General features: G+C 43.3%; 14 protein-coding genes. 5 read left to right on the top strand and 9 right to left on the bottom strand.

Translation table 11 applies throughout. The features are described 5' to 3' along the window. Window positions 1–94 precede the first annotated feature (94 nt). Together CTT31_RS03575 and CTT31_RS03570 are read left to right on the top strand one after the other, a co-directional pair. On the top strand, window positions 95–736 hold the full coding sequence (locus CTT31_RS03575) for an AhpA/YtjB family protein (protein WP_039494499.1): 642 nt from the start codon (window positions 95–97) through the stop codon (window positions 734–736). An 86-nt stretch (window positions 737–822) separates the two neighbouring features. Beyond that, window positions 823–1,551, top strand: coding sequence for a thioesterase II family protein (locus tag CTT31_RS03570; protein ID WP_052258267.1), 729 nt, complete (start codon window positions 823–825; stop codon window positions 1,549–1,551). A 394-nt stretch (window positions 1,552–1,945) separates the two neighbouring features. Here the strand turns inward: CTT31_RS03570 and CTT31_RS03565 are convergent, their stop codons facing one another. From CTT31_RS03565 to CTT31_RS03525, 9 genes are all read right to left on the bottom strand, one after another. Continuing rightward, window positions 1,946–2,500, bottom strand: coding sequence for a hypothetical protein (locus CTT31_RS03565; RefSeq protein ID WP_211859299.1), 555 nt, complete (start codon window positions 2,498–2,500; stop codon window positions 1,946–1,948). A 104-nt stretch (window positions 2,501–2,604) separates the two neighbouring features. Then, the gene (locus CTT31_RS03560) at window positions 2,605–2,820 is read right to left on the bottom strand and encodes a hypothetical protein (RefSeq protein ID WP_249122456.1); all 216 of its coding nucleotides are present in this window, start codon (window positions 2,818–2,820) and stop codon (window positions 2,605–2,607) included. Between the two features lie 245 nt (window positions 2,821–3,065). Next, window positions 3,066–3,869 (bottom strand): TatD family hydrolase, encoded by an 804-nt coding sequence (locus tag CTT31_RS03555; RefSeq protein ID WP_260491993.1) that lies wholly within the window; start codon window positions 3,867–3,869, stop codon window positions 3,066–3,068. After that, a complete protein-coding gene (gene pdxH / locus CTT31_RS03550) occupies window positions 3,835–4,476 on the bottom strand; it encodes a pyridoxamine 5'-phosphate oxidase (protein WP_205991261.1) in 642 nt (213 codons plus the stop codon). The genes CTT31_RS03555 and pdxH overlap by 35 nt, the downstream gene beginning before the upstream one ends. 68 nt (window positions 4,477–4,544) lie before the next feature. Further along, complete coding sequence (gene argS, locus CTT31_RS03545) at window positions 4,545–6,287, bottom strand: arginine--tRNA ligase (protein WP_260491992.1); 1,743 nt, start codon at window positions 6,285–6,287, stop codon at window positions 4,545–4,547. Between the two features lie 24 nt (window positions 6,288–6,311). Next, window positions 6,312–7,901 (bottom strand): peptide chain release factor 3, encoded by a 1,590-nt coding sequence (gene prfC, locus CTT31_RS03540; protein WP_260491991.1) that lies wholly within the window; start codon window positions 7,899–7,901, stop codon window positions 6,312–6,314. 284 nt (window positions 7,902–8,185) lie between these two features. Further along, window positions 8,186–9,136: a sensor domain-containing diguanylate cyclase gene (locus CTT31_RS03535; RefSeq protein WP_260491990.1), complete on the bottom strand. Its 951-nt coding sequence runs from the start codon at window positions 9,134–9,136 to the stop codon at window positions 8,186–8,188. A 130-nt stretch (window positions 9,137–9,266) separates the two neighbouring features. Continuing rightward, window positions 9,267–9,965, bottom strand: coding sequence for a DUF3581 family protein (locus tag CTT31_RS03530; RefSeq protein WP_010607683.1), 699 nt, complete (start codon window positions 9,963–9,965; stop codon window positions 9,267–9,269). 177 nt (window positions 9,966–10,142) lie between these two features. Further along, the gene (locus CTT31_RS03525) at window positions 10,143–10,781 is read right to left on the bottom strand and encodes a cytochrome b/b6 domain-containing protein (protein ID WP_260491989.1); all 639 of its coding nucleotides are present in this window, start codon (window positions 10,779–10,781) and stop codon (window positions 10,143–10,145) included. Between the two features lie 173 nt (window positions 10,782–10,954). Here CTT31_RS03525 and CTT31_RS03520 point away from each other — a divergent pair, with 173 nt between their 5' ends. The 3 genes from CTT31_RS03520 to CTT31_RS03510 all read left to right on the top strand — a co-directional run bounded on the left by CTT31_RS03520 (window position 10,955) and on the right by CTT31_RS03510 (window position 12,800). Next, entirely contained in the window at window positions 10,955–11,812 is an 858-nt protein-coding gene (locus tag CTT31_RS03520; RefSeq protein WP_211859293.1) for a transporter substrate-binding domain-containing protein, read from the top strand. A 75-nt stretch (window positions 11,813–11,887) separates the two neighbouring features. Then, window positions 11,888–12,376, top strand: coding sequence for a glutathione peroxidase (locus CTT31_RS03515; RefSeq protein WP_010379179.1), 489 nt, complete (start codon window positions 11,888–11,890; stop codon window positions 12,374–12,376). Continuing rightward, on the top strand, window positions 12,363–12,800 hold the full coding sequence (locus CTT31_RS03510) for a MarR family winged helix-turn-helix transcriptional regulator (RefSeq protein WP_260491988.1): 438 nt from the start codon (window positions 12,363–12,365) through the stop codon (window positions 12,798–12,800). The genes CTT31_RS03515 and CTT31_RS03510 overlap by 14 nt, the downstream gene beginning before the upstream one ends. Window positions 12,801–12,812: the final 12 nt, after the last annotated feature.

The raw sequence follows: 12,812 nt of genomic DNA, 5'->3' as shown, positions 1-12,812 counted from the left end.
AGTTGCTCCTTGATAGCGTTAAGCCGATTTTTAACATGATTGCGCTAAGCTGTCAGCACTGGACCTTAGCAAAAGCGGGCAATATGCGATAAATATGAAAAATTTACATGTATTAGAAGTGTTAAACTCGACCAGAGGGCGTAGATTATTTCGCCTGTGCATCGCTGCGACGTGCTTAGTTATGGTGACTTGGCTTGCGTTTAATACCAGTTTTGAATCTCATCGCTTGCTCCATAATGGCGCAGACCTTACCGCAAGGAGCCTCACCAAACAGCTCGCAAAAAATGTAGCATTGCCCCTCTCTCGCAGTGATACGCCAAGGCTCAGTGCACTGGCAAATCACCTCGCTAGCGATGACTTTGTGCTTCAAGTCGCGATTTATGATTATCAAGGACGCTTTATTGTTGGTAACGACGGTAATTCCTCACCCACGGATTATCAGCAGCTACCTCAAACCTTACCGGGACTGAGTAAAACCAAAAGCATTATTTCTGAACCAGTATATACGCCGATGGGACAGCCTCTTGGGTTCGTCAATATGGTCTATTTGACAGAAGCTGCTATGTCACAAAGCCACTCTCATTTCCACGAACTTGGACGAGTCGTTTTACTGATGCTGGTGATTACGATGGTATTCACATGGCAAATAGGTCGAGCATTAAAACGCTGGGAAGTAAAACGCAAAATTCGCAAGAAAGTAAAGATGCTACCAGCCCCTGAAAATATCACTCATTAGATGAAACCAAGTTCCCACTGTCTCTATTGTAAATATTTTGATAATATAATTGTTAGTTTATATAAGAACGATAAATGATAAAGGATATGACTAATAAACTTTTTATAATCCCAAAACCGAACCCAAACGCTAAGGTGCGGCTATTTTGCTTCCCTTATGCTGGCGGTTCACCAGCTATTTTTACACCGTGGAGCGATAAAGCAAGTGAATATGTTGAACTTGTTTTTGTTCAGCTACCAGGAAGAGGTGCAAGACTTATTGAGCCTGCAATTGATAATATGCCAGATGTTATTGCAGAGCTTATGTGCCATAGTGACTACATTACGAGTAAACCTTTTGCTTTTTTTGGGCACAGTTTAGGTAGTCGCATTTCATATGAGCTTGCTTTTCAATTACTGGACGTAGGCTTACCAACTCCGCAAAAAATATTTGCTTCAGCAAGTCGAGCGCCACACTGCATATCAACTAAGTCTCATTTACATGGCTTACCACACGATGAATTTATTGCTGAGCTTCGTGACTTAAATGGTACGCCAAAAGAAGTTCTTGAAAATAAAGAGCTTATGGAGCTATTACTCCCGTTGCTCCGAGCTGACTTTAAAATAGCAGATACCTATGTAGCAGAACAGTGTGCATTACCCATCCCCATCCATGTTTTCCATGGCGTTGATGATGAGATCTTGAATGAACATGTTATTGCGTGGCAAGAGCTAACGACACAGCCATACCAGCTTACCGAATTTTCTGGTGGGCACTTTTTTATTCACCAATACGCTGATGAGATGATCTCCATTATTAATCAACAATTGGCTTAAGTAGTGTTGGTGTTATGCCGGAAAAGCATAAAGATCGCCGGGTGAACCGGCTCCTACACCTGCTTTTCTATTGTTGGTAAGTATGGTTTTATATCGTTGCAAAAGCGTAAAGCTCGCCGGGTGAACCAGCTCCTACACCTGCTTTTCTATTGTTGGTAAGTATGGTTTTATATCGTTGCAAAAGCGTAAAGCTCGCCGGGTGAACCAGCTCCTACACCTGCTTTTCTATTGTTGGTAAGTATGGTTTTATATCGTTGCAAAAGCGTAAAGCTCGCCGGGTGAACCGGCTCCTACACCTGCTTTTCTACTGCTGGTAAGTATGATTTTATATCGCAGTAACTGCGTAAAGATCGCCGGGTGAACTGGCTCCTACTTTATAAGATGAACAGCTATGCTACAAATCCAAAATAAGCGAGGAGAGAATACGATTTAACTGAGATTGGTTAAACTCACCACTTATCTGATAGATAACATCGCTTCCCTTTCTATTAATGTAAACCCTATCGTAGTCTTGATTTTCTCCCATAACGACAAAAGCAAAAATATCGCCGTTTTGGTACACACTCATCGGATTGTTTTCGTCTATGTCAAAAGCCGAGCGAAGCTTTGCTATGTTTTTTACTTTAGGATCTGAATGATACAGGGCATGAAAAAATTCGTTTACGCTCATATTCAACTTTTTATGCATATCACCAAGTGAGATTTCCGGTGGGTTTAACGCAATTGCCAACTCATTTTGATCTTGGCTAGTTACGACCACAGTTTGGTTACTTAGTCCTAAAAAGTTAATTTTTGATAGTGTCGTGCTATCTACACAATAAACGAGATCAACAACTCTGATATGTAACTTATTACTACAAGATAAGCTTGGAAAAGGGTTCACTGTTTGTGACGCAATTACCAAGTTCGAGGTGAACATTAACGCGGCAAGTAAAATTATTCTAAACATAACGAAATCCCTAATGCAGCTAATTCCATTTTCGTTCTGTAATTTCTGACAACGTCTTTTGCACAGGTAAGAGATTGTTCTGAACTAAGTTGCTTTACAATGCTTTATGCAAAGTTCTTTACTATCCATTTGATAGTTACCTTGCCTCCCGTCGGCTCAGGAACCCAATTTAGAGCTGTCGTACAACTTTTAGTTGCTTGGATCATCTCTCCAAAAACCTGTGCCACATTTTCGTTTACGCTGCCTTTGAAAGATAAATTTAAACCTGCACCTTTATAAAATGCATTAATGGCATTTTTTACTTTCGTTTCATCATTCATTTTTCTATTCCTTGAGAAATGTTGAAGGTTTTAAATTAAGCTCTTAAACATTAATAAAAGGTGAATAACCAACTAACGCATAAATCATTCCTCCAAGCTATGAGATGTATAGAAGCTTTAATAAATACCAAAAGATCGCCGGGTGAACCGGTTCCTACACGGGTTATTTATTGTTGGTAAGTATGGTTTTATATCCCATTTGTGATATTGACTCGTAGGTCGAGATTTATCTCGACATCATCAATTTACCCCAAGCCAAACAACTGCGTGGTATTTCGATAGAGCGCTGCGGCAAGCTCGCTTGGTGTTTCGCTTCGATATTCACAAAGCCTGTCAAATACTTGGACGACTCGCTTAGGAGAGTTCGGCTTCCCCTGATAACCATGTAACGGCATCGACGGCGCATCGGTTTCCAATACTAGGCTTTCAAGCGGCAACTGTGATATTACCTGCGCTGTTTTTTCGCCTCTTGGATAGGTAATTGTGCCACCAACTCCGAGCTTAAAACCCTGACCGATATAATATTCAGCCTGCTGTTTTGAACCTGAAAAGGCGTGGATCACCCCACCATATTGTGGTTTAACACGTTTAAACACGGCGGCAATTAGGTGATGACTTTTACGGTGATGGACGATTAGCGGAAGCTTTACCTCATTACTCAGCGAAATATGCGCTTCAAACAGTGCAATTTGCCGCTCAAGCGCATCGCAAGTTGTATCAATGCCGCACTCTCCTATCGCACACAGTTGGGTACGATTGTGCATTACATGCTCGACCAAAGCAGCCATATCGTCGTAGCAATGTTCGCCAATAAAATAAGGGTGTAACCCCGCGGCGATTTCACATTGTGGATGATGTGCTTGAAAATCAACAAGCTCATGAGACTGCTTAAGGGTAACGCCAGGCACCACGAAGCGTTCAACACCCAAACAATGGGCTGCTTTGATATGCGTAGCTAGGTCATCTGCCAACTCGTCAAAATCGAGGTGACAGTGACTATCTATAAAGGCGAATTTATGGGTTAAGCCGCTCAATTTCCCAACTACCATCGGCTTGCTTCACATACATAAAGCGATCGTGAAGACGGTGCTCTCCACCTTGCCAAAACTCAACTTTAGTGGGCTCTACGCAATAACCGCCCCAAAAATCAGGTAGTGGGATTTCGCCTTTAGCGAATTTGTCTTTCATGCTACTAAAGGTTTGCATCAAGGCTTGGCGAGATGACACGGGGCGCGATTGCTGAGACGCCCACGCTGCAAGCTGACTTTCTTTTGGTCTTGATAAGAAATACTTGGCAACGCGACTGGTTGGTAACGGGACTGCTTCCCCGTACACGATAACCTGACGCTCAATTTCATGCCACGGGAAGTGTAAGCATACCTTGTTGTTTTGCTTTAATTCTTGCGCTTTGCGTGAACCGGTATTGGTAAAGAAGACAAAACCGTGCTCGTCTACATGCTTGAGTAAAACAATGCGTTGAGACGGCTGACCGTGCTCGTCAACCGTAGCGACGACCATCGCTGTTGGGTCGGTAAACTTGGCATCAATCGCCTGCTGGAGCCAGGTTTCAAACTGCTCAACGGGTGTGTCTTTTAGCATTTCACGACGTAAACCGTCTTTGGTATATTCTCTGCGAATGTCTTCAAGTTTCATCACAATATCCTTAACAAAAAAAGCCGCTATAAAGCGGCTTCTAGTATACCTTAATGCAAGTTAAAACTAACTCACATTTGCTCCATCACTTCGATACCAAGCAAATCTAGGCCTGTTTTCAGTGAGTTAGCAACCAGATTACATAGCACTAGACGACTTGCACGGACGTCTGCAGCTACATCATCTTTCAAAATTGGGCACGCTTCATAGAATGTCATATACAAGCTCGCAAGCTCATATAAATAACTACATAATACGTGTGGCGTTGCTTCGCTGATCATCAGATCAAGCACTTCTTCCAGTTGCAGCAGTTTAAGCGCAAGTGCCTTTTCCTGTGGTGCTTGAATTTGAATGCGACCAGTTAGGCTGGCGCTATCCATGTTTGCCTTGCGGAAAATACTACGAACACGGGTATAGGCGTACTGCAAATATGGCGCCGTCGCCCCTTCAAAGCTCAGCATCGTATCCCAGTTAAAGATATAATCGCTGGTTCTGTGCTTTGACAGATCGGCGTACTTCACTGCACCAATACCCACTTTACGTGCGATTTCTTGGCGTGCTTCATCAGATAGATCAGAGGCTCTGTCAGCAAGCTTTTCTGTCGCACGACTCACCGCTTCGTCAAGTAAATCTGATAGCTTCACCGTGCCGCCAGTACGAGTTTTAAACGGTTTGCCGTCGTTACCCATCATAGTACCGAATAGGCTCGGCTCGTAGCTGGTTTTGTCTTTTAAAAGACCCGCTTTACGTGCTGTGATCTCAACTTGGTTGAAGTGTAAGCCCTGACGCGCATCTACAAAAATTAGGATACGATCAACATCTAGCTCGTTTGAGCGGTAATCACAGGCTGCTAAATCAGTCGTTGAATATAAGAAACCACCACCTGATTTTTGCACGATAAATACGGAAGGTTCACCGTCTTTATTTGCCAATTCGTCGAGGAATACGACTTGAGCCCCCTGATCTTCAACCGCAATGCCTTTCTCTTTTAGCAGCTCAATTACACCGGCAAGACGGTCGTTGTAAGCACTTTCTGCCATGATATCATCACGCGTAAGCGTCACGTTTAGCTTGCCGTATACTTCTTCAGAGTGTTTAACTGAGGTGTCGATAAACATTTGCCATAGCTTCTGACAATGCGCATCACCACCTTGTAGTTTTACGACGTAATCACGGGCTTTATCGGCAAAACCGGCTTCGTCATCAAAACGCTTTTTCGCATCACGATAAAAGCTTTCAAGATCCGCAAGCGCAACGTTTTCAAGGTCAACGCCTTGGTTCAGCAAATCTTCTAGGTGTGCTATCAACATACCAAACTGGGTACCCCAATCGCCCATGTGGTTTTGGCGAATAACAGTGTCACCACGGAACTCAAGGGCACGCACAACGGCATCACCAATAATAGTTGAGCGCAGGTGACCTACGTGCATCTCTTTAGCAAGGTTTGGCGAAGAAAAATCGACCACAACTTTGTCAGGCGTAGCGTGTTCAGCAACACCTAGCTTGGCATCCGTATTTGCCGCCTCTAGGCTTGTTGCCAAAAACTCAGGCTTGAGGTGAATATTAATAAAACCAGGGCCTGCAATTTCCGTTTTTTCTGCAAGATCAGCAACGTCTAGGTTGTCGATGATCTTCTGCGCCAGCTCTCTTGGGTTAGTTTTTAGTGCTTTAGCAGCCCCCATCGCACCGTTAATTTGGTAATCACCAAACTGAGGACGCGTGCTTTGTGTTACCGCTGGGTTTGTACCTTCAGGGATACCAGCCGCTTGCATCGCTGCATTGGCTTTTTCAATTAAAATACTTTTGATGTTCATCTGTTTTCCTTTAATGCGCAGCGATTAGTGTTCACGAGTTTCATGGAACTTCACGTCAGGATAACGCTCCATTGATAGATTTAGGTTTACGCGACTTGGTGCGATGTAAGTTAGGTTATCCCCCCCATCTAGTGCCAAGTTTTGCTCGCACTTGCGGCGGAATTCAGCCATTTTCTTCTCGTCATCACAGCTTACCCAGCGCGCGGTTTGAACCGTTACGCTCTCGTAAATCGCATCTACGTTGTATTCAGACTTTAAGCGCGCCACAACCACATCAAACTGCAGCACCCCAACCGCACCTACAATCAGGTCGTTATTGATAAGTGGTCTAAATACCTGTACCGCACCTTCTTCAGAAAGCTGTACCAATCCTTTAAGGAGCTGCTTTTGCTTAAGTGGATCTCTTAGACGAATGCGACGGAATAGCTCAGGCGCAAAGTTAGGAATACCACTAAATTTAAGCATTTCACCTTGTGTGAAGGTATCACCTATTTGAATAGTACCGTGGTTATGTAGACCGATAATATCACCCGCGAAGGCCTCTTGAGCACGCTCACGGTCACCCGCCATAAAGGTTACCGCATCCGCAATACTGACTTGTTTACCAAGACGCACGTGGTTCATCTTCATGCCTTGGCTATATTTACCAGATACAATACGCATAAAGGCGATACGGTCGCGGTGTTTTGGATCCATGTTTGCTTGGATTTTAAACACGAAACCAGAGAACTTTTCTTCGTCGGCTGCTACTTCACGTTCATCGGTTTGACGCGGCAGTGGCGTTGGTGCCCACTCAGTTAACCCGTCAAGCATGTGGTCAACACCGAAGTTACCAAGTGCCGTACCAAAGAATACAGGGGTTAATTCGCCAGTTAAAAACAACTCACGGTCAAACTCGTGCGAGGCACCCATTACTAACTCAAGCTCTTCACGAAGTTGTTCAGCCAAGCTTTCACCCACAGCAGCGTCAAGCTCGCTGTTATCTAGCCCTTTGATCACGCGTTTGTCTTGGATCGTATGACCTTGACCTGTTTGGTACAAAATCGTTTCATCACGATGAATGTGATAAACACCTTTAAATTCTTTACCACAGCCAATTGGCCAAGTAACCGGCGCACACATGATGTTCAGTTCGGTTTCGACTTCATCAAGTAGCTCCATTGGGTCACGAATATCACGGTCCAATTTGTTCATAAAGGTAACGATTGGCGTGTCACGTAAGCGCGTTACTTCCATCAGTTTGCGGGTACGGTCTTCTACACCTTTTGCCGCATCGATTACCATCAAGCACGAGTCAACAGCGGTGAGCGTACGATAAGTATCTTCAGAGAAGTCTTCGTGTCCCGGAGTATCTAGTAGGTTTACCAAGGCATCATTGTATGGAAACTGCATCACAGAAGTGGTTACCGAGATACCACGTTCTTTTTCCATTTCCATCCAGTCAGATTTGGCGTGTTGGTTTGAGCCACGGCCTTTAACCGTACCGGCTTTTTGTAACGCCTTTCCGAATAAAAGTACTTTTTCGGTGATGGTGGTTTTACCCGCATCCGGGTGTGAAATGATCGCGAAAGTACGTCTGCGCGACACTTCCTGCGGAATACTCATATTTGACATTGAAATTCTACTTATGGCATTGGCAACCGAACCAAAACTCGGCCACGCTAAATTCGAACAAAGATTGCTATATTCTCTCCGATCTTGGCCATTTTAACAACTTGATGACGGTAATTTTCGCAGCTAAATAGCAGATGTTATTTAGCCATTGTGGTAGTTGATGAAAGGTGGGCTGTGATGGCTAGTTTATTAGTCCAGCTTTTTACGTAAAACCACCATTGTTCACAAAAGGCATGCCTTGTCAGGAACTGTGTCGCCTATATGCTTTAGATCACATCGAGCATTCAGCTCAGTTTTTGCTGATACATGTGTTTATCTGCCCGAGAAAATAAACTAGCCATGCTTTCAAACTTATTTTCACACTTGGCAAATCCCGCTGAAAATCCACACTTGGGGAGCTTTTTCTCTTTTAACGCTTGATAGAAATTAGCCTCACTTTGAAAAATAAAGTCGTTGACGGCTTTCTCATCATGTCGCTGCACAATAGCCAGAAACTCATCACCACCATAGCGCCCGATAATATCATCTTCGCTGCTTGCGGCCTTCAACGCTTCGGCCAAACTTTGTAACACCTGATCACCAACTTCATGACCATAGCTGTCATTTATTGGTTTAAAACCATCTAAATCAAGAAAGACACAGTAAAGCGCACCACCCAGTTTTAAGGCAATATCACGCTTATGTTCACCGAGTATTTCGGTCGCACGACGATTTAGTACTTCAGTCAACGGATCTTGCATCGCTATCGCTTTGATTTTGCTATAGCGCTCAATCATCACCAAATCGTCTTCTAGCATATCGCGTAAATGCTCTATAAATTCAACCAACGGAGCGCCGTAATTCGTGGGTTTAAAGTCCATCACACACAAAGTGCCAAACGACTTTCCATTGGGCCAATGGATAGGTACCCCCAAATAAGACTCAAAGCCATCATTGGCAACCTCAGGGTTATCGTCCCACTGATAATTTACACTGGCGTGCTGCTCATATAGATTGCGATTATTAGCGACAACATGCTTACAAAAGATATTGGTTTCTTGCGGTATAAAACCACCAGCAGGATACGGGTTTTCTTCTTGGTCGCTTGCAATCATCACTGCAAAGCCATCTTCTTTCTTTTGCACCACAAACGCAGCAGGCGCCGAAAAAATCTTCGCCATCAAATCGACTGTTTTTTGCCACTTTAATAATGTTTGTTGTGAGGCTTCTGGTTTGAGCAAGTCTGCATACGGCACAGTAATACCATTTAATTCAATTACATTTTATCTAAACAGTATAGCGGACAGCTGAAGAGTGGATGAATTATTGTTTAAAAGGAACAGTGTGGGCAACACGCTGACTGGTGTGTCAGCGTGTATTGGGAGGTTACGGCTTTAATGCTACTTTTCTATCGTTGTAATAGGCAATCAAATCATCAACGGTTTGCTGACAATACTCGCGGATCCCAGAAACTAACATGTGCTTTTCACCATAACCGACTTTAGTGCCATTCGACAGCAAGTTAAAACGCAGGTTGATCTTGCCACGTTTGCCTTCATAGCTAAACTCTGGCTTAGCCGCTTCCAATGTTACTTCCGTTACCGATATATCATCCATATGGATAGACATAGATTCGTATATCACCATTGGCCTTGCTGGGTTTATCATTACCTCTTGCTCACCCATCAATGGGATGATCACATGAGGAAAGGTAGTGCCTGAAAATTCTACGTAATTTCTTGTCAAACTATTGATGAGCGTTGGGCACGTGCTGGTTTCGCCAGCGCGCGACACGGACAGCATCACTTTATCATTAGCGGTAATATCAAATTGTGCAGCACCTTCTGGCAAGGTGAGCGTTGTTGTTTCATCAACCATGCCCACAAAGCTAAACTCCATATTCTCGCTTAAGCCGTAGTGCTTTAACACTAAGGAGAAAAGTAGATCACCCGGTACACAAAACTTCTTTGCATCGATGTCGTGCAATGGGTTGTAGTCGTCCGCGACTCCTTTTGCAAATAAACTCCCCTGCTCTCTGGTAATGGTGATCTCATTTGCTTGTTGTTGATAATACGGCTCTAACATCGCTACTTTTCTCTAACCTCTAAGATAAAACTGCGCCATGTTACCAGAATTTTCTGAAATAGAGGTCATATCTGTTACGATAATCTGTTAACAAATATTACATTGGCCGGACTTGATGCTAAAGGTTAGCGAGGTTATTGAAAACAATAACCTCGCTAACCTCCGTTCAGAGTTGAGTTACATTAACCCTTGTAATGGCTCAGCGCCCCAAGTAAAGAGTAACACAACAGCAATTGCAATAAAGATAAGGTATGCAACAACACTCGATTTCATGACAGGCGTGCTGACTGCATTTTCTTGCTTGCCAGTTACTAACGTCTTTACTAGGTTTTGACCTTTAAGGCGATACACCACAATAGCAAATATATGCAGTGCAATGGCGGCAATTAACAGCTCAATATTGGTGTGATGTATATCACCTGCTAATTCAACTAAGTCGTAAGATACATATTGTGCGAGTGGGCCTTCCACCAAAATATCATCTGTTGTCATCAAGCCAGAAACGAGCTGAACAAGGATCAGTACAAAAAATAGCAGCACCATCAAACTTCCCGCAGGATTATGTCCTACATGGCTTTGTTTTGATTTAATGGCCGATAAAATTGCTTTAGGTGAATGAAATAACGCACTTAATTTAGCGGTTTGGCTACCAATGACACCCCAAATTAATCGTGCAGCCATCAGTGCTAATAATAAATAGCCAGTAACAAAGTGAAGATCCATCATGCCCTCTTCACCGGTAATATATAAGGTTACTAGTCCTGCTACGAGCAGCCAGTGAAACCCGCGGATAAATCCATCCCACACTTTGGTCATCGTTTATTTGCCCCATAGGTAAAAATCATTGCAATGATGACAGGTTATAAAACTCAGCACAAAGAGTTAAGGTTAAATAACCGCTTATCTTGATTTGGCAGCGCATTTTGAATGCTAATTAAGCACAATGTTCTATAGTAAACTGGTATTTGCTTTGCGGGGTTGGAGCGATAATGAAATACTTACTGTTAATGCTGCTGTTGTTTGGTGCGTGCTGCAACGCAAAAATATTGCTGATCTCGAATGAACCTGCCGATGAGCAAAGACTTTTTAGCAAACAAGCCCATAGTTTAGAGTCAGATACCAACAACTTGCTGTTAAACCAGTTTGGCCGAGATTACTTTGATTTTAACATTGTCACCCCAACCAAACTTAATCAATTACTAGCAAGTGAAGAGCCCGTGTGCGCGGTGTCTCGCCTAAAAACCCCGAGTCGCCAGCAGGCATTCTTGTTCACCATCCCTATTCACCTTTATCCAAGCCATAGATTGTATTACTTCAAACAACACACTCCGATGGATGCCAGCCTTGTGAATGCCACCGGTAAACTGAAGTCTCTTACTAGTTTAATGGCTTACTATCCACAAGCCACCATCATCAAAGAGGTTGGCAAATCTTATGGCAATACCATTGACTCCGCATTAGCGCTACTTGAACCCAAAAATGTTGCCATTAGACCGTATAAAACCTCAGCACAAACCATTATGGAGCAGTTTAGTGCAGGTAAAGTCGACTTTATATTAGCCTACCCCGCTATTTTTCAGCAGAGCTTTCCAAAGGACAAGGCACACCTAGTGGGTTCCTTACCAATAGCGAATAACCTCCCTCATCTCGAAGGCCATATTGCTTGTAGCCATACCCAAGAAACGCAAGCATTTATCGAAAAGGCCAACCAGATGATCCGTGCACTGTATTCCACTAGTACCTATTTAACCACACACTTAAAATATCTCCCCAAGCAAGATCACGCATTGATCACCAGGCGGCTTGCGATGCTAAGCGTCAAATATCAACATACACCTGCAAAATAATTTCAACTGCGGTTGCACAAGGGTCATACTTAGTCTAAATTAAATCGCACACGATTAAATCATGAAAGACTAAAAATGACGACACTCTATCAGTTTGAAGCAAACACATTACAAGGTCAGGCATATCACTTTACCGACTTACAAGGCAAAGCTGTGCTTATTGTTAACACGGCCAGTGAGTGTGGATTAACACCACAATATGAAGGACTCCAAGAGCTACACCAAAAATACGCGGATCAGGGACTTGTGATCATCGGCTTTCCCTGTAACCAGTTTGGTAAGCAAGAACCCGGCGATGCAAAACAAATTCAAGAAGGCTGCTTAATCAATTATGGTGTTGATTTTCAGATGATGGAAAAGATTGAGGTTAATGGTGACAAAGCACACCCACTGTATCAATATCTAAAGTCCGCGCTTCCGGGGCTATTTGGTAATAAAATCAAATGGAACTTTACTAAGTTTTTATTTAACCAACAGGGTGAACCCGTTAAGCGCTATGCCCCAATCACCAAGCCTGAACAAATAGCCAAAGATATTGAAAAGTTACTAAATGAGTCAATCTAACCCGCAGCTCAATCTCGATAACCAGCTCTGTTTTCGACTATATAGTGCATCAAGACAGGTTACACGAATTTATCAGCCATTACTCAAAGAGGTTGGGCTCACGTATCCGCAATACATAGTGTTATTGATTTTATGGGAGCAAGACGGACAGCTGGTGAAAGAAATAGGCGAACGAGCTGAACTCAATAGCAACACCCTAACACCGCTCCTTAAGCGCTTAGCGGAGCGTGGCCTCGTTACTCGTAGTAAAAATCCTGATGATGAACGACAAACCTTCATTCACTTAACTCAAGCAGGTAAAATCCTCGAGCAATCATGCGCTTGTATCCCAGCACAAATGATGGCAAAAGCGGGCTTAAGTATGGAGCAAATTCAATTATTAAAGCAGTCTCTTGAAGTGTTGATGGCACAAGGAAAGCGGTAAACACGATACATT

The sequence above is a fragment of the Pseudoalteromonas maricaloris genome, assembly GCF_024746855.1.
Lineage (GTDB): Bacteria > Pseudomonadota > Gammaproteobacteria > Enterobacterales > Alteromonadaceae > Pseudoalteromonas > Pseudoalteromonas maricaloris.
Note: the sequence above shows the minus strand (reverse complement) of the source record. Positions and strands in the feature narration are given on the sequence as shown.

Excerpts from the sequence above, each read along its gene's own strand:
- CTT31_RS03575 (WP_039494499.1), top strand. The coding sequence starts at position 95 with ATGAAAAATTTACATGTATTAGAAGTGTTAAACTCGACCAGAGGGCGT.
- CTT31_RS03570 (WP_052258267.1), top strand. The coding sequence starts at position 823 with ATGACTAATAAACTTTTTATAATCCCAAAACCGAACCCAAACGCTAAG.
- CTT31_RS03565 (WP_211859299.1), bottom strand. The coding sequence starts at position 2,500 with ATGTTTAGAATAATTTTACTTGCCGCGTTAATGTTCACCTCGAACTTG.
- CTT31_RS03560 (WP_249122456.1), bottom strand. The coding sequence starts at position 2,820 with ATGAATGATGAAACGAAAGTAAAAAATGCCATTAATGCATTTTATAAA.
- CTT31_RS03555 (WP_260491993.1), bottom strand. The coding sequence starts at position 3,869 with ATGGTAGTTGGGAAATTGAGCGGCTTAACCCATAAATTCGCCTTTATA.
- argS (WP_260491992.1), bottom strand. The coding sequence starts at position 6,287 with ATGAACATCAAAAGTATTTTAATTGAAAAAGCCAATGCAGCGATGCAA.
- prfC (WP_260491991.1), bottom strand. The coding sequence starts at position 7,901 with ATGTCAAATATGAGTATTCCGCAGGAAGTGTCGCGCAGACGTACTTTC.
- CTT31_RS03530 (WP_010607683.1), bottom strand. The coding sequence starts at position 9,965 with ATGTTAGAGCCGTATTATCAACAACAAGCAAATGAGATCACCATTACC.
- CTT31_RS03525 (WP_260491989.1), bottom strand. The coding sequence starts at position 10,781 with ATGACCAAAGTGTGGGATGGATTTATCCGCGGGTTTCACTGGCTGCTC.
- CTT31_RS03520 (WP_211859293.1), top strand. The coding sequence starts at position 10,955 with ATGAAATACTTACTGTTAATGCTGCTGTTGTTTGGTGCGTGCTGCAAC.
- CTT31_RS03515 (WP_010379179.1), top strand. The coding sequence starts at position 11,888 with ATGACGACACTCTATCAGTTTGAAGCAAACACATTACAAGGTCAGGCA.
- CTT31_RS03510 (WP_260491988.1), top strand. The coding sequence starts at position 12,363 with ATGAGTCAATCTAACCCGCAGCTCAATCTCGATAACCAGCTCTGTTTT.